The following is a 16,197-nucleotide window of genomic DNA, read 5'->3' as shown; positions in this document are numbered from 1 at the left end:
AGGGGGCAGGTGGCGAGCGGCAGGTGGAGCGCGGCCTAGTCGACGGTGAGCCCGGCGTGGATGAGCAGGGTGCTGCGCCAGGCTGTGGACCAGATGGCGGTTCCGATGTGGTTGCCGCCTTTACGGGCGATGCAGTCTGATCACGCGGCCGGATCGTAAAGGGGGCGGATCATGCCGCAATCTGCTTCTTCCTGGGCCTGGCTGTGAGGGCTTCCTCGAGGAGCTGTCGGTTGCGGAGTTGCTGCGCGGCGGTCAGGGGCGCTGACTTTGCGGGGCTGCTGGTGCGGAAGACCTCGCCGGTGGGTACGTCCTCTTGGAGCGTCCGGGCGTATCGCTCGGCCAACGTCTGTGTGCGAGTGGCCGCCGCGGCCGCTTTCACCGGACTGCCGCCTTTTCGCGTGTGGCGGCCGCGTCCGCGTACGCCTTCTGCAGCGCCCGCTCGTACCGTTCGCCGGTACCAAGACGGGTGGTGAGCCTGCGGCGCAGCACGGAGCGCTCGCGGGGTGTGGTCGCCGCCCAGATCCCCTCCGGGGCCAGCTCCGGATTGGCGAGCGCCCAGACCAGGCACTCGGCCGCGAATGGGCAGCGTCGGCAGGCGCGCTGAGCCTCGCGTGTCTCGGGCTGGTCCGCACGGTAGGAGTCGTGGCTGAACCGGGCGGTGCCGGTGTGGCAGGGTTCGCTGCCGGTCAGCTGCGGGCGGGGCACTATCTGGTCGACCAGGATCTTGGGCGGGGCCGCTGCGGTCATCGGACTTCCTCCAGTTCCTTGTCGATCAGCTGCGGCTGGGGCAGCTTCGGGGTGCGGCCGACTGCGTTCAGCAATAGCTGGAGCCCGGTGCCGGGGTGGGCGTGCTCCTGGGTGGCGGGCAGGCCGCACGACCAGCAGTCGGCTTCCGCGCCGGTCCAGGCGGTGGAGCAGGGTGCGCAGTGGAAGTCGCGGCCGCGGGTCGGGAGGGGGCGGCGGGTGGCGATGGCGCGCATTTTGGCGGCCGCTTCGCGGCGGGCCGCGGGGGTGGTGGAGTGGGCCATGATGAATCTCCGGTTCGCTCGTGACGGGACGTGCCGGATCGGGGCGGCCGCAAGCTTGAAGGTGACCAGCCACGGGTCGTGCATCGTCGTGTTCTTCCGGACCTAAGTGCGCACGACGGGCCTAGAACGGGTGCTCGGTGTCGGCGTGACGCTCGTCGCGGTAGCTGGTGCGCCGGAGCCGCAGTGTGTGGTCGCACGCAACGGGGGCGCCGGGTTGTGTGCAGCCACCAGCCGCGCGTTCCTTCCACGGAGCCGAGGTACGTCACCGCGGAGGCCATCAGGTCGTTCTCGGGGACCGGATGGTGTCCGGTCCAGCTCATGGCGTTGATGACGGTGCCGAGGGTGTCGGGGAAGCTGCCGGTGAGGATGCTGTCGGCGGTCACGACCGCGTCCCAGGCGAGCGCTTCGGCGCGTTCCTCGGCCTGCTGACGGGCGCGGGCGGTGAGATCGAAGCCCTTCACCCGCTCGTGGAGCGCGGCAATCGGTGTCTGCCCGATGCCCTGAACCCGGTCGTGCTGGATGTGGGCGCTGAGCTGAAGAACGGTCATGGGGTCACTACTCCTTCATTTCTGGGCGGGCCGGACATTGCCGATGCCGCCGACGGTCGGCAGCAGGAACTCGAACGGCTCCCACGCCTCCAGCTGGTACAGGTCCAGCAGCTCGACGCCGAACTCGGCGCCTTGGGAGTGGTCGTTGCGCCACAGGTCCTTGCTGGGCAGGACGCAGGCCTGCCCGGCGTCCGTGGCGTCGGCGGCCGTGTCGATGTCGGCGTAGGCGACGAAGACTTCGGTCCCGGTGCGCTCCAGGACGTACAGGCGCCTGACGGGGGCCTCTTCGGGGTCGACGTCGGGGCGGCGGACCCAGGTCTGCCGGGTGGCGGCAAGCACGGCCGGGTCTCCGACGTCTGCCACGTCAGTGATCCGCCGGTAGGCCTCGGCGCTGTCGAGCTGTTCGCGGTCGACGAGGTCCTGGACGGCGGCGGTGAGGTGGTCGCCCAGGGCCTGGGCACCGATGAGGTCGATGAGAGTCTTCAGGGTCATGCCAGCGCTGCCTTCCCGCACGATGGCGTTGTGAGCTGCTGTCGGTTTACTGAGCTGAAGTGAGTGGTGGTGAGTGGGAGTGAGTCCTGTCGGTGGGTTGGTGGGGGTGGGAACGGGAGTTCTTGGACCGAATGGGTGACCTTGGTGGCTGTTGCTCGTTGGGCTGGGTGGAGGGCGTCCGGCCTGAGTGGGGGTGATGAGGTGGGCGGTGTGCGGGAACTGGCCGCGTCTTTCGTGGTGCCCGGACCTCGTGGGGTGGCGGTCCGGGACCGTCTCAAGCACCTCACCCCCCAGGACGAGAAGGTGCTGCGTGCGGTCGGTGCGCATCAGGGTGCGCTGGCTTCCCGTGATCTCAAGGCCCGCTGTGCGGATGGTCTGGGGCACGGTGCGAAGACCTGGGCGGCGCGTAAGCGGGAGCTGACCGGGGTGTCGTCGTCGCGGATCGCCGGGGCCATCACCAAGGCCACGCACGATCAGTGGGCGCTCGCGCGCCGTTGCCAGGCGGCGCACATCCAGAACCTGGCAGCCGGGGTCAAGACGTTGCGGCACCGGCTGTCCCTCCCGCTCGGGGAGAAGGGCACCAAGCGCGCGGCTGGCGGCTACCGGTCCAAGAACGAGTGGTTCCGCAAGTCCCGCCGCCTCGCGACGCTGGAGGCCCGGCACACTGCGGCTGTTGCCGAGTGGCAGGCGGGACGGGTGCGGGTGGTCCGGGGCGGTAAACGTCTGCTGAACACTCGCCACCACCTCACCCAGGCCCAGCTCACCGAGGAGCAGTGGCGACAACGGTGGGAGGCGGAGCGCTGGTTTCTTGCTGCCGATGGTGAGTCGGGGAAGCGGTTCGGGAACGAGACGATCCGCGTCACCCCGGACGGCGAAGTGTCGGTGAAACTGCCCGCGCCGCTCGCGCACCTGGCCAACGCCCGGCACGGCCGGTACACCCTCACCTCCCGTATCGCGTTCGTGCACCGGGGTGCGGAGTGGGCTGACCGCATCACCGCGAACCGGGCCGTCGCCTACCGCATCCACCTCGACACGGGCCGCGGCCGCTGGTACCTGACCGCATCCTGGCAGCGCCCCATCATCCAGACCATCCCGTTGGAGACTGCCCGCGCCCGGGGCATGATCGGCGTCGACACCAACGCCGACCACTTCGCCGCCTACCACCTCGATGTCCACGGCAACCCCCTCGGTCACCCGAACCGCTTCGGCTACGACCTGTCCGGCACCGCCGCTCACCGCGACGCGCAGATCCGCCACGCCCTGACCCGGTTGATCAACTGGGCGGTGCGGGCCGGTGTCACCGCGATCGGCCTCGAAGACCTCGACTTCACCAACGAGAAGACCCGCGAGAAGCACGGCCGCAGGAGGAAATTCCGGCAGCTCATCTCAGGCATGCCCACCGGGAAACTCAAGGCCCGGCTGGTGTCCATGGCCGCCGAACACGGCCTGGCAATCGTCGCGGTCGACCCCGCCTACACCAGCCTGTGGGGTGCCCAGCACTGGCAGAAACCGCTGGCCACCCCACGCCGCACCATGTCCCGTCACGATGCCGCGGGCATCGCGATCGGACGACGCGCCCTCGGGCACCCGATTCGGCGTCGGACGGCACCGCCCCCACACGACCGGAGTGATCGTGCGGGGCATCGGACCGCCCAGGCCGCACCAGGTGACCGGGGACGTGAGGGAACCCGCCCACCCACAACGGACCGGCCCCCCGGAGGGCCGTCGCCGAGCGGGAAGCGAAAGCGGGAACCCAGCGCATCCAACACCGTTCGGGATGCGCCGGTACGCAGCAGTGGGTCCACGACTCACTCATGCGTACTGGCTAGGAACGGTTTCTCCTTCTCCGCTGGTGCGGGGTGAGGGGCCCGGGGCGGCCGACGGTTGCAGTACTCGGCGCAGCCGCAGGGTTCGTGTTGTTCCTGGTCGTGCTGCTGCATGACTTCGGCGACCGTCGCGTTCGGGTTCGCCTTGAGCGCCTTCAGTAGACGCTTGAGCCAGTCCTCGTCGGCCTCGGAGAACCCGCGGTGCCACCGGCACTGGTCCTCGGCCTCGTCGCAGGCGTGGCAGTTGTCGGCGTCTGTGGTGCGGTACGGGGCGATCTCCGGCTCGAAGTCGTAGCCGGTCAGGACGCGGGGCTGGGAGGCGATGACGATGTCGGCGCGGGGGGCGTTGAACTCACGCTGTGGCCACTCGTTCCCGAGCTCCTGGATGAGTACGGCGAGGGCGCCGGCCAGGGCGGGTTGGTAGTGCTTGAGCTGCTTCCACATGTGAGCCGCGTACCACTGTGGGTCGGGGACGGCCGGGTGGAGGGCGCGCACCGTCAGTGGGATCTCATGCTCCGGGTCGATCGGTATGGTCATCCTTCCGTGGGGATCTTTGGCGGCATCACGGCGATGCGGAGAGTGCTGGTGTGAGCTCCTGGCTTGGATCAGGGAGCGAGAAGGTGCTTTCCTGGGGAGCGACGTAGCTGTTCGGGTCGGCCGGCGTGCCCTCGTGGCACTCCAGGCAGCTCCCAATGGATTTGAGTGGTACTGGCGCAGAGCACTTGTTCTGTGGCTGTCGTATTCCTGTGGCGGCAGCAACGAGCTGCGAAGGTCCGTCAGCACTACTGGCTGCCGAGAATGTCCTGCAGCATCAGGGATGAAGCCTGCTGGGTGACGCGGGCAGATTGGGGCCGTGGGGCTATAAGGACGTAGGTTGACGGCATGGTGCAGGGGGCGGACTCCGCGGCGCAGACCATGCCGCAGGAGCAGCAGGCAAGGGGGCGGTATGCCGCCCGGCGGAAGAAGAACAAGGGCGGGCTGGCTCGTTCGTCCTTGCTGATGGCTGTTGGCACGGTGGTGTCCCGGGCGACGGGACTGATCCGCCAGGTGCTGCAGGCCGCAGCGCTAGGAACGGGCTTGCTGGCCAGTACGTACAACACTGCGAACACCGTGCCGACGAGCCTGTACACGCTGCTGATCGGCGGCGCGCTCAACGCCGTACTGGTGCCGCAGTTGGTCCGAGCCAGGACAACGCAGCCTGATGGCGGACGTGCCTACGAGCAGCGTTTGGTCACGCTCGTGGTCTGCGTACTGGGCGTGGGAACGGCGCTGGCAGTGTGGGCGGCGCCGCAGATCGTTGGCCTGTATATGCGGGACACCCCGGACAGCCATGAGGCGTTCGAGCTGACCGTGACGTTCGCGCGGTTCTTGTTGCCGCAGATCTTCTTCTACGGGCTGTTCAGCATCTACGGGCAGGTGTTGAACGCCCGCGAGAAGTTCGGCGCAATGATGTGGACCCCGGTGCTGAACAATGTGGTGCTGGTCGGCATGTTCGCCGCCTATCTGGGGCTGATGGCGGTGCCCGACCGGGTGGAGGACATCACCGCCGACCAGGTGTGGTTGCTGGGGATCGGGACGACGGCGGGCATCGCCGTGCAGGCTCTGGCGCTGATCCCGTTCGCGCGGGCGGTCGGTTTCCGTTTCCGCCCGCGGTTCGACTGGCGCGGTACCGGCTTGGGCAAGAGCGTCCATGCGGCGAAGTGGACGCTGTTGTTCGTCCTTGCCAACCAAGTCGCCCTGGCAGTGGTCACGAACTACGCCAACGCCGCCGACCAGGAGCTGCCGCAGGCTGGCGCTGGCTACTCGGCTTACACCTACGCGCAGACCATCTGGATGCTGCCGCAGTCGATCGTCACGGTGTCCCTGGTGACGGCGTTGCTGCCGCGTATGAGCCGGGCCGTTGCTGAGGGGCGCATTCCGGATCTGCGCGCGGACCTGTCCCGGGTGCTGCGGATCAGCGGCGTGGTCATCGTGCCGGCCGCCTTCCTCTTCCTCGCCTTGGGGCCGCAGATCGCGTCACTGCTGTTCGCCCACGGAGCGGCGGACGCCGACTCGGTCCGTCCGTTGGGGTACATGTTGCAGGCATTCGGGCTCGGACTCATCCCGTTCTCCGCCCAGTACCTGCTGTTGCGTGGCTTCTACGCGTTCGAGGACACCCGCACTCCGTTTTTCATGGCGGCCTTGATCGCTGGGGTCAACATCGCTCTGGTCACCGCCTGTCATTTGCTGCTGCCTGCCCGGTGGGCCGTAGTCGGCATGGCCGGGGCCTACACCCTCTCCTACGTGGCCGGTCTCGCCCTCACCACGTATCTGCTGCGTAGGCGGCTCGGGAGCCGTATCGACGACGGCGGCCTGCGTCGCACCTACGTGAAACTGTTCTGCGCCGCAGGCCCAGCTGCAGGGCTGGGCTGGGTCATGGCGCGTGCGTGCGCGGACCTGGGAAGTGGAACGTGGGCTACGGCCGTCGCACTGGCTGCCGGGGCGCTCGCGACAGCCCTGGGGTACCTCCTTCTTGCCCGGCTGATGAAGGTCAGCGAGTTGCGTCGCCTGCCCGGGATGCGTTGAGTCCAGGCACGCGATGTATAGGCGGAGTGCACTTGAGCACGGCGGTGTCCTCCAACGGGTGCGTGGCGGGCAGTGGTGCGCCCCGCGGGCGAATGCCGGCGGGGCGGTGGTCGTGCAGGCCGGGTGGCCTGTCCCGTGCCCGATCCGGGGCGGTTCGGGCACGGGGCAGGGGGCCCGGACGGGCGGGGCTAGAGGCCGCGGGCGTCAGCGAGGCCGGCGGCCTGGTCGACCATGCGGATCGGGGTGCGTCCGCTGGCGAAGGCGTCGTTGAAGCCGGGTACGGAATCAGCGCCGTCGAACTTGCGGCGGATCGCGTCCATGACCACGGAGACGGCACTGCTTTCCAGGCCCGCGTCACCGCGGGCTTCGGCCCGGATGGCTCCGAACATGCAGCGGGCGCCTTCCGCGTCAACCAAGGAGCCGCGGCACCAGCCGCCGGTGACAAGGCGGTGGTGGGCGCGGTGCAGGAGGGCTGCGACGGGGGTCGGGTACAGGTCCGGCAGCGGAACGGTCCCCGTGTCGAGGGGGCCGGTGATGACGTCGGCCAGGTCGACGGGCTCGGTGGGGATGTGGGCGGTGTTGACCTCGTAGGCGACCTTGGCTTCGTCCAGCCGTACGGTCATCGCCGCGTCGATGAGGGTGAGGCGGTCCTCGAGGGACAGTTCCGCTGGCGGGGCGGCGGCCGGGGTGGTCGGGGTGGGGTGGTCTATGTCGGGTGAGCGTGTGGTGTGCGGCATCGGGGCTCCAGGCGGGGAACGTTGAAGGGCGCCGCCGGGATCGTTCTCGGCGGCGCCCTTCGACGTCGTGCAGCAGGGGGAGGGGAAAGGGCGCTGGGTTCCTCCGTCCTAGGGTCGGGTCGGGCCGGCCGTGGTCGGGTGATGGGGTGCGGGGGTGGTCAGGCGTTGTTGAGGCTCTTGATGGCCTCCAGCGCCTGGCGGGGTGAGGTGACCTGGGGCTCGGCACGGCGGGTGTCGGACTTGGTGCCGTGCTTACCGCCGTCGACCTTGCCGCCGCCGCGTCGGCGGGACCGGCCGTCATCGTCGCCGTCGTCGTCCTCAGCTGGCTCGGGCCAGAACTCGCCGGGGTCGGGCTCGCGGTTCCAGTCGCCCCACAGGCCGCGCTTCTCCAGCTCGCTGATTTCGTAGTCGGTGAGCCGGTTGACGTCGGCGGGGAACAGGTTGGACAGGTCGGTGTCGAAGTCCGCGTACAGCGACCGCATGAGTACGGCGCGGCCGTTGTCCAGGACGATGACGGCGACACCGCCGGTGGAGACGCCGTTCTCGGGGTCGGCTTCGCCGCGCATGGCCCGCTCGATCGCGGAGCCTTCCTGGCGGGAGTAGCGGGCCGGGATGGTCGGCACGTCGTAGGCGTTCTCCATCGTGCCCTCCGCGGCTTTGCGGGTGGCGCCGGGCGAACCCATGTTGAAGATGACGGGCCTGCTGTTCTGCCGCAGGTTGTCCTTCATCTCGGTGGAGAACCCGTTGTGTGCGAACGGGGACTGGCCGGCGGGCTTGAAGCCGATGCCGTACTTCAGGCCGGTGACCGTGAGGTCGTCGCCGTTGGTCTGGATGTCCTCGCCGAACAGGCTGTCCTGCGCGGCGGTCATGAACTCATCCGCGTACACCGACAGCAGCCGGTACGGGCAGCGTGAGTCGCCCGGCTTGTAGTCGTGCGGCTTGCCGTCGTGCGGCCAGGGCATCTCTGCCCGGATCTCGCACAGCGCCTTCGCCGCGCGCAGCTGCCGGGCCATCCACAGCGCCGTGGATCCCTGCCGGTCGATGTACTGCCCGAGCGTGGTCGTCTTCTCGTCCTTGCGGACGGTCGACAGCCACACGACGGCACCGGCCAAGGACTCCGCCGCCATGTTGATCGCGAAGAACTGCGTCTTCCCGCTGCGGCTCACGCCGAGGATGAGGCCGTGAGCTGCGGCGTTCTTGTCGTGCTGGAAGACCATGTTCTTCACCGGCTGGCCGGTGATGGTGAACCCGCACACGTACATGCCCTTGGCGTCCGGGGTGAGCAGTTCGCGGGTGGCGGGGAAGATCGCGCTCAGTGGCGGTTCGTCGAACGCGCTGATGAGGAACTCGTTGCCGTCTATGAGGACGAACACGCAGGAGTCGTCCTCGGGCAGCTTCAGGGCGCGGCAGACCTTGGCCAGGTCGATGCGCGGGGTCTCGGTGGAGTCGGCCATCTTCGCCCGGTAGAACGTCACGCCGCGTTCGTCGTCGCGGGTGCGGTGGACCAGGACGGAGCCAGGGGCGCCGCCCTTCGGGCCGCCAACCCGGTCCGTCCAGCGCTCCTGGTCGGTCGGCTTGGTGCGGCGGCGCTGGTTGGCGTCGGGGGTGATACGGGCCTCCAGCCAGCCCGGCCCGCCTTGGCGGCCGGGCTGGATCGCGACGTCCGCGAAGGCGACGTCCCTGGCGTCCACGCCGAACGGGGCGGCGACGGCAGCCTCGGACAGGCCGGTGATCGGCCGTCCGGTCTCCGAGGCGCGCAGCAGGATCGTCATGTCGTGTCGCATGCCGGGGTGCCGGGTGGCCTTGACGATGTGGGTGCGGGCGGGCATCCCGGCGCGCTCCCACAGCATCCGCGCTTCGCGGGTGAGCAGGTCGGCGCCGTCGTCCGGCCGTGCCGGGGAGGGCTCCGGGGCCGGGGCGGTCTTCAGTTGCGGGGCCGGGGCCGCGACGGCAGGGCGGTGGTGGCGTCGGGCGTGCCGGGAGAACGGCAGCACGGTGAAGCCGGCTGCTGTCCATGCGGCGGTGAGCAGACCGTCCAGCCACCACGGGCCCCAGCCGGGCGTGTGCCTGGCGGCGACGTCGACGGCGGCGGCCAGGACCAGCGGGGCCCAGCGCAGGATCTTGCGTCCGGCGCCGGCCTCGTCGCTCTTGGCGGCCAGGACCCAGCCGCCGATTCCGGCGGCGCCGGCCAGCTGGATGACGGTGTTGACGGGGCTGTCGGGATAGACGTTGGGGGCCACGGCCAGCACAGGCGCGGCGAGGGTGTAGGCGAGGCGTTCGAGCGCGACACTGCGCGGCGTGGTCACCGGTGGGCTCCTTCGGGAACGGGCACGGGCGGCCCCGCGGTGTGCGGGGCCGCCCGTGGCGGGGTGATTGGGTGGGGAGGGGTCAGCGGTTGAAGAAGGCCGGCCTGGGGGTTTTCTCGCGCCGGTTGGAACGGATGTCGTCCAGCGCGCCGTACAGCTTGGAGTGGGTGCGCTTGGCCTCATGGGCGAGGTCGGCGGTCTCCTGCGCCGTGCCATGCATCTTGCGGACCTCGACCGCGGCGCCACCCAGGGCGACCGACACCAAATTGGTCACCTCCACGAACTTGGCGTCCAACTCGGCGGCCTCGATGTCGCGGGCGGCGTCCTCGCTGCGGGAGGCGTTGGACTGCATGCTTCGCCGCAGCCCCTCGAGTTCGAGGGTGGCGTCGTCCAGGGCAGCGCCGAGCTTGTGCAGCTTGGTCTGGACGGCCTTGTAGCGGTTGTCACCGTCGGCCGGTGCGGGCGCCGCACCGGCGGAACGGGGTACGAGATCACTCATCAGGGGGTGGCCCTTCCTGCTTCCTAGTCGTGGTGGGCGCCGGCCGACGTGAACTTCAGACCCGCGTCTTCCTTGGCGTCCATGTCCTGGCCGTAGACGCGGGCGACCTCGGCGGCCGCGAGCCTGGCGGCCTCCTTCGCGATCCCGCACTGCTCGGCGCACCGTTCGGCTTGCTGCTTCATGCGGCCGGCGGCGTCGGCGAGGTCCGAGATCAGCTCGGTGACCTCGGTGCTGATGTTGTGGTCGCCGACCAGGTCGGCTGCCATGTCCCGCAGGGCGTCGGCGACCTTGCCGAGCGCCTCCATCAGGGCTTCCGCCCGCTCCTGGTCGGAGGCGGCCTGGACGGCGATCTTCGCCATCTCCATCAGGTACTCGTCGAACGTGATGTCCGTGCGGTGCTGGGCGGCCAAGCCACCCTGCCCGGACGGCCTGTTGACCTCCGCGCTGCTCACGCTGCTCCCTTCCGTGGTGGCGGGTCGGCTGGTGCCAGGCCGCTGGGTGTGCGGCTCAAGCGCGGCCGGCAAGCCCTTGGCTCCGGTCGTCACGGACGCCGGGCCATCAGGGACGATGACCGCGTCATCGATGTCCTCCTCGCCGCCAGCGGGGCGTGAGGTGCGTGTGGACCGGTCGGGCCACTCGACGTTCGGGGCGGAGTCGTCCGGCCCAAACGGGCTGTCCGACGACCGGCCCCGCCGCCCGGCGCGACCGGTGCGACGGCCCCACCATCCGGCCCGGCCCGTGCTGCTGGTGCGTCGGCGCCGGAACCGTCGGCGCTTCTTCGACCCGTCAGACGGCTCGTCACCAGTCTTGGACGCCTTGCCTGGTTCGTCGGACGCGGCGCCGCCCTTTCCGGCGCTAGACGGGCCGTCAGAGCCGTCCTTGGTGGCCTTGTCGTCCTTGCCGTCGGCGCCCTTCTCCTTAGCCTCCTTGTCCTTGGACAGGCTCACCTTCTCCGCGCCAGCCTTGCCGTCCCTCTCGTCGGCGCGACGCTTGTCCCATCGCCGCCGGGCCTCCTCCGAGACGGCAGCACCCAGGGTGGTTCGGCCGGGTTCCGCCGATGCCTCGGTTTCCCGCTTCGACTTCCTCGCCGCGTCCCGTTCGGCCTTCTTCGCGCGGCGCTCCTCCCAGTCCCTCTGCCGGTTGTCGCGGGCCTGGTCGCGGTTCTTCGTCCGATCGGCGACACCCGCGGCATGGCCCGCGGTGCGCCGCTCCTGGCGGCCGCGGGCCCGCTCGGCACGGGCGTTGGATGCCGGGCCGTGCTGCGCCCGGCCGCTGTCACCCTTCGAGCTGCCGCTGCCAGAGCCCGCGTGCGAGCCCTTCGAACCCCCGGAGGACCCGTCGCGCCCGGAACCGGCTTTACGGCCGCCAGAGGACCGGTCAGGGCCCTTCGCGCCGCCCTTGCCGCCTCCGCCGGACTGCCCGGACCCCGAACGCCCCCCGGAGCCGCTGGAGTTGCCGTTTCCGCGTGAGGGCCCGGGCCGGTTCGGTCCCTGCCCGGAGTTGCTTCGCGACGGACCGCCGCCACCCCCGCCGGCCTTCGAGCGGCCCTTGTCCGCGCCCAGGCCGGAACCGGTGGACTTCATGCGGTCGGCGTCAGCCTTTCCGCGCGCTGCCGCCTTGTCGCCCTTCGCTTTCATCATCGCGGCGTGGAGCTTTCCGTTCTGCTCCATCATCGCGACTTCTTGCGCAGTGCGACCCTCCAACAGCGCCGCCTTCCGCGCTATTTCCGCCTCACGGAAAGGACTTTCGCCTTCATGGCGGGCCCGCGCCATTTCGATCCGGAGTTCCAGCCAGTCACCGAGACGGTCAGCGAGAGAACGAGGCTGAACATATTCGCCGTCCTCGTATTCGCCGTCGTCTTCTCCGGTTTCCGGTGCCGTAATTCCGTCCGAACGCAGCGCCATTTCGGGATCCGGTGCGGTCGGAATCTGCGGCAGTTGCATCGTCGTCTCTTCCGGAGATTCCGGCGGAGCCTCGGAAATATCCTCCGGGTCCGGAATGGTGTCGGCGTAATCCGGCATCGGCGGTGGCACGTACGAGGATTCACCGCTCCAGGGGCCGCGGACCAGGATCCCGTTCGGGTCGTCCACGTCGGACACGATGTACCTCCCTTCAGGGTCTTGACAGAGCGTGGGGTCTTGTGCGCACGCGTGTGCACGTGCACGTGTGCACGCTTTACACGCGCGAGGCCCCGCCGGAGCCCGGCGGGGCCTTCACTGGTGACGTTCAGTGACGCGGGGGGTGCTTCGCCACGACCTGCTCCGCGTACTGCAGGAGGTCGCTCCAGATCCGTCCGTCGCCCTCCGCACGCTTGTCCATCGCGGTGATGAACAGGCGGCAGATGAGCGCGAATCCGACGTAGACGTCACCGCGACCGGCTTTGACGTCCTTGGCGATTCGGGATCGTGCGAGGCGGAGCCAGAATTCCATCTGCCCCTGCTCGCCGCGAGATTCGCGGGCTTTATCCGCCTCTTCCTTCAGCCAGTTCTGGCGCCGTTCGGCGGAGCGTTCTGCGCTGCTGAGGGGGCGGGTCACGCCGACTCCCTGTTACCCAGGTCGTAAATCGACGTGGGACCACCATAGCCGGAATTCTGGCTCTGCGCACCCTGCTGTGACGGATTCTGCGGGGCGGCCTGGAGCGGCGGGGCGCTCTTCCGCTTCTTTTCCAGCTCCTTTTCCTTCCTCTTCTTGACGGTATTCGCGACCGCCTCATCGTGGGCGCGGCGCTTGAATGCGCTCTTTTCCAGGCCCTTGGTGACAGCCTGGACGTTCTTGAGCACGTCCTTGAGGGCCCTTTCCACGGGCTGCGCGCGCAGCCAGGCGTCGAAGAACCGGTCGCCCTCCACGTGGGTGTCGCGGCAGTGGACGCGGGTCTCCAGGGCGAGGGTCTCCAGGTTCTTGCCGATGTCCAGCAAGAACCGCTGAACGTCGGCCAGGTACCGGGCGGTTGCCTCCGGGCTCTGCGCCACGTCGCGCAGAGGTGCTGCGTGATTGGGGTCGTTGCTGTTCACGGCAGGGTTTCTCCTTCTCCGGGCGGGCCCGGGGGGGGGATGGGATGAGACAGGGCGGGGCCTCAACCGTTCGGCAAGGCCTTGGGTGGTGCGCTCGCCTCACCGCGCTCGGGGCGGGCGTGGCGACCGGCCTGCCGGCCGTGGCCGTCACCGGTCCGCGCTCGGTGTGCGAGCGCGGACCGGTGGCGACCATGAGCGGCAGGGTTCTGCGAGCGGGGTGAGCGCTCAGGCGCTCACCGAGCGATCATTCACGCGCTCGGTGCGGCCTCTTCGACCTGAGCGCGCAGCCGCTGAGCGGTAGGGCGGGAGACCGGCTTATCGGACAGGCCCGCCTCGCTGAGCGCGTCGCGGATCTCGGTCGCCTCTGGACGGCGCCCGAGCTCGGTGTAGAGGAGTCGGATGCGAGCGTGGCGGCGCTCGGTAAGCGCCTCGGTCTCACTGCGCTTCCTGTTGCTCTCCGCTCCCTGAGCGTCGATGTCCTCCGTGGTGCGCTCACCCTCGCGAGCGCCGGGGGTGAGCGCCGAGCGCTCGCGCTCACCCCGCGTCTCGCCCGAGTTGAGCGCGCTCGTGTCGGGGTGAGCGTGCTCGGTTTCCTCCACGCGCTCGATGGTGTGAGCGTCCTCGGGGGCGAGCGTGTCGGCGAGCGCGGCGGGCGCGGTGTCGAGCTTGAGCGCCATCCGCTGGTCCAGCGGAGCCTTCCAGCGCCACAGCCAGCCGTACGTCTCCTTGAGCTGCGCTCGCAGGTAGGTCTGCTCCTGAAGGCGGGTGAGCGCCTCCTCGTAGGAGGTGATCTCCCACAGGATCATCCGGCGACGGAGGCGAGCGGTGGGGATCGGGGCGAGCAGCCAGCGGGAGCGGCGTACCGTCTCCATCCGCTTCTTGCCGGTGACCGCGCCGATCCTCGTGGCGTACACGTGGGAGGCGATCTCCGAGAAGATCACCCACAGCAGCGTGAGGGCGGCGTGCCCCAGACGCCCCGACGTGCTGTCCGAGGCGTTCCAGTTCAGGTAGACGGTCACCGCCGTCAGCGCCCTCGGCACCCAGCGGATCCAGCGGAGCTCCATGCCCATTCGGATCAGGACCAGGCTGGCGCCGGTGAAGGCCGGGATCGCGACGTCGATGCCGACCGGCAGCAGCCACGGCCACTCCCAGCCCCACCCAACTGCCTTGGTCTCCAGCGCGGTGTAGGAGGAGAGCAAACCGAGGGTGGAGACGGTCGCAGCGGCCAGCACGATCGCGACCACGCCCACCAACTCCTGCCCGGACAGCGGCGGAACCCCACCGGCGGGCCGGGCGTCATTGCGTGTCTTGCGGCGGGCGGCGCGCGACTCGGCCCGGATTTCCCGGCGCCTGGCCCGCTGCACGGTGCGCTGCGTCGCCGCCTCCAGGACGCGTTCGCCCTCGGCTCGGGCCTGGGCGGCGGCGGCCTGGTCGGCCGTGGCCTTGGCCGCCGCCTCCCGGGCCGTCTTCGCGTCGGCTTCGGCCTGCTCGCGCAGCCGGGTGACGTCCTTGTCGACGGCGGCCCGCAGCTCCTCAGCGGAAGTGCGGGCGTCGTCCAGAGCGCGGTCGGCGTCCTGTCGAAGGCCGGCGGCCACCTTCTCAGCTCCGGCCCGCACCTGCGCGGCCTGGCCGTCCGCGCTCTCACGCATCCGGCCGGCCTCATCCCGTGCCCGCTCCAGGAGCTGCTCGGCGTCGGTGGTCGCGCGGGTGCGGGTCTCAGCCGCGGTGCGCTCCGCGCTGGCGAGCAGCTCGGTGCGTGTGGCTTCGGCGTCGGCCACGGTCTTCGCGGCGGCCTGCGCGGCCTCGGTCCGGACTTCATCGGCCTTCGCGGCCGCCGTGGTGGTGACTTCCTCCGCCTGGCGGCGGGCGTCGGCGAGGACCTGGTCGGCCGCGCCGGTCGCCGTTGTCGTCACGGTGTCTGCCTCACGGCGCGCGTCGGCGAGCAGCTGCTCCGCCTTCGCTTCGACGTCGGCCCGGACCTGGTCCGCGTCGGCGGCCGCAGTCGTCGCGGCTTTCGTGCGGATCTGGTCGGCGTCCTGCCGGGCGCCGTCCAGGATGCGGGTCTGCTCGGTCGATGCCGCCTCGGTGATCGAGGCTGCCTCGGTGCGCGCGCCGTCCAGGAGTTCGGCGGCGCGAGTCTCGCCGTCGGCGAGGATACGGGCGACGTCGTCGGCGGCCTGCTCCCGTAGGTCGGCGGCGCGGTCGGCGGCGTCTGCCAGTATCGGGTCGGCCTCTGGGTACATCCCCAGCGGCGCGATGTTCTCGGGGGCGGTGGTCTGGGCGGGGATGGCGGCCGGCGGGGTCGACGCCTTGGCGCGCCTGGCGTTGCGGGGCTTCGTAGCCGGGGCGGCCTGGCGCCTGCCGCGGGTGGCGGTGTTGGGGGCCACGGGGTGTCCTCTCTTAGGTTCTGGCGCCTCCGTGTAAGAGGTCACCGCGGGTCGGCGTCGATCGGTAGGGTCGTGACCAGGCCCTCCGAGGCCCCGGCAGCTGAAATGCCGGGGACTCGGAGGGCCCTCTGCTGGGGGCAGGTGGTCAGTACCGGGCAGGAAGCGTGCTGCTGTCCTGCCCGAGGTGCTGGCGCAGCCAGGCGACGGCGGCCGGGGTCATCGCCCCAGGGTCCGGCTCGCTCAGCGGCGCGGTGTCGATGTCATGCATCGCGTCCGTCGCCGGAAGCAGGCGCATGTAATCGGGATCGATCCCCGCGACGTAGCGGTTGCCGCTCAGCTCGACCAGGTCGTAGAGGACCTTGCCGGTGTCGACGTGCCGCCAGGACCGCTCCACCCGGCCGACGAACGTGTGGCCAGGCTTCCCGAGCCAGAACTTCTCGACGTCGCGGAACAGAACCATGTCGCCCCGCTTGTAGGTGGTCGTGGAACGCGTGGCCTCCATCTGAGGCTGCTGTGCCATGTGTTCTCCTCGCATCGTGTGGTCCGGCATGAGCCGGTGGGTCCGGCAGGTCGTCAGCTGCGACGGCCGAGCCGGTGGTTGGGCATGGGGGGCGGTGCCTCCCGAATGGAAGGCAGTGCGGGATGGGTGTCGTTGACGCGGTGGCCGGCGTCCCAGGCCTTGGCGGCCGCCGTGGCGGCGGCCGCGAGCAGGGCGAGGGTGAGTGGGTGGGCCAGGCCGCGTGCGGCAATGGCCCGCATCGCCCTGTGCTGGGCGACGCGGGCACCGCGTATGTGGAG

14 protein-coding genes and 1 pseudogene are annotated in these 16,197 nt (G+C 70.1%); 2 read left to right on the top strand and 13 right to left on the bottom strand.

What is annotated here, in order from left to right; translation table 11 throughout:
* Positions 1-375: 375 nt before the first annotated feature.
* The 3 genes from OHA03_RS47325 to OHA03_RS47315 all read right to left on the bottom strand — a co-directional run bounded on the left by OHA03_RS47325 (position 376) and on the right by OHA03_RS47315 (position 2,068).
* Complete coding sequence (locus OHA03_RS47325; RefSeq protein WP_267010132.1) at positions 376-747, bottom strand: WhiB family transcriptional regulator; 372 nt, start codon at positions 745-747, stop codon at positions 376-378.
* Positions 744-1,028: a hypothetical protein gene (locus OHA03_RS47320; RefSeq protein WP_267010131.1), complete on the bottom strand. Its 285-nt coding sequence runs from the start codon at positions 1,026-1,028 to the stop codon at positions 744-746. Before OHA03_RS47320 ends, OHA03_RS47325 begins: the two co-directional genes overlap by 4 nt.
* Before the next feature lie 563 nt (positions 1,029-1,591).
* Entirely contained in the window at positions 1,592-2,068 is a 477-nt protein-coding gene (locus tag OHA03_RS47315; RefSeq protein WP_267010130.1) for a hypothetical protein, read from the bottom strand.
* Positions 2,069-2,269: 201 nt separating this feature from the next.
* Between OHA03_RS47315 and OHA03_RS47310 the strand changes: the two are divergent.
* Positions 2,270-3,897 (top strand): annotated as a pseudogene (locus tag OHA03_RS47310) (IS200/IS605 family accessory protein TnpB-related protein).
* Here the strand turns inward: OHA03_RS47310 and OHA03_RS47305 are convergent.
* A complete protein-coding gene (locus OHA03_RS47305; RefSeq protein WP_267010129.1) occupies positions 3,877-4,431 on the bottom strand; it encodes a hypothetical protein in 555 nt (184 codons plus the stop codon). The pseudogene OHA03_RS47310 and the gene OHA03_RS47305 sit on opposite strands and share 21 nt — an antisense overlap.
* 345 nt (positions 4,432-4,776) lie before the next feature.
* Between OHA03_RS47305 and murJ the strand changes: the two genes are divergently transcribed.
* Positions 4,777-6,459: a murein biosynthesis integral membrane protein MurJ gene (gene murJ / locus OHA03_RS47300; RefSeq protein WP_267010128.1), complete on the top strand. Its 1,683-nt coding sequence runs from the start codon at positions 4,777-4,779 to the stop codon at positions 6,457-6,459.
* Positions 6,460-6,647: 188 nt separating this feature from the next.
* On the opposite strand, the gene OHA03_RS47295 is transcribed toward murJ, so the two are convergent.
* The 9 genes from OHA03_RS47295 to OHA03_RS47255 all read right to left on the bottom strand — a co-directional run bounded on the left by OHA03_RS47295 (position 6,648) and on the right by OHA03_RS47255 (position 16,158).
* On the bottom strand, positions 6,648-7,196 hold the full coding sequence (locus OHA03_RS47295) for a hypothetical protein (RefSeq protein WP_267010127.1): 549 nt from the start codon (positions 7,194-7,196) through the stop codon (positions 6,648-6,650).
* Positions 7,197-7,354: 158 nt separating this feature from the next.
* Complete coding sequence (locus OHA03_RS47290) at positions 7,355-9,502, bottom strand: chromosome segregation protein ParM (protein ID WP_267010126.1); 2,148 nt, start codon at positions 9,500-9,502, stop codon at positions 7,355-7,357.
* A gap of 82 nt (positions 9,503-9,584) precedes the next feature.
* Positions 9,585-10,001 (bottom strand): conjugal transfer protein TraB, encoded by a 417-nt coding sequence (locus OHA03_RS47285; protein ID WP_267010125.1) that lies wholly within the window; start codon positions 9,999-10,001, stop codon positions 9,585-9,587.
* 23 nt (positions 10,002-10,024) lie between these two features.
* Positions 10,025-12,100 (bottom strand): ATP/GTP-binding protein, encoded by a 2,076-nt coding sequence (locus OHA03_RS47280; protein WP_267010124.1) that lies wholly within the window; start codon positions 12,098-12,100, stop codon positions 10,025-10,027.
* Positions 12,101-12,227: 127 nt separating this feature from the next.
* A complete protein-coding gene (locus tag OHA03_RS47275) occupies positions 12,228-12,536 on the bottom strand; it encodes a hypothetical protein (RefSeq protein ID WP_267010123.1) in 309 nt (102 codons plus the stop codon).
* Complete coding sequence (locus OHA03_RS47270) at positions 12,533-13,012, bottom strand: hypothetical protein (RefSeq protein ID WP_267010122.1); 480 nt, start codon at positions 13,010-13,012, stop codon at positions 12,533-12,535. The genes OHA03_RS47275 and OHA03_RS47270 overlap by 4 nt, the downstream gene beginning before the upstream one ends.
* A 248-nt stretch (positions 13,013-13,260) precedes the next feature.
* Positions 13,261-15,399, bottom strand: coding sequence for a DUF2637 domain-containing protein (locus OHA03_RS47265; RefSeq protein WP_267010121.1), 2,139 nt, complete (start codon positions 15,397-15,399; stop codon positions 13,261-13,263).
* A 145-nt stretch (positions 15,400-15,544) separates the two neighbouring features.
* Positions 15,545-15,919 (bottom strand): hypothetical protein, encoded by a 375-nt coding sequence (locus tag OHA03_RS47260; protein WP_267010120.1) that lies wholly within the window; start codon positions 15,917-15,919, stop codon positions 15,545-15,547.
* A 53-nt stretch (positions 15,920-15,972) separates the two neighbouring features.
* Complete coding sequence (locus tag OHA03_RS47255) at positions 15,973-16,158, bottom strand: hypothetical protein (RefSeq protein ID WP_267010119.1); 186 nt, start codon at positions 16,156-16,158, stop codon at positions 15,973-15,975.
* Between the last annotated feature and the right edge of the window lie 39 nt (positions 16,159-16,197).

Origin of the sequence: Streptomyces sp. NBC_00154, assembly GCF_026342835.1 — a bacterium.
Classification (GTDB): domain Bacteria; phylum Actinomycetota; class Actinomycetes; order Streptomycetales; family Streptomycetaceae; genus Streptomyces.
This window is presented reverse-complemented; position numbering and strand designations above follow the sequence as displayed.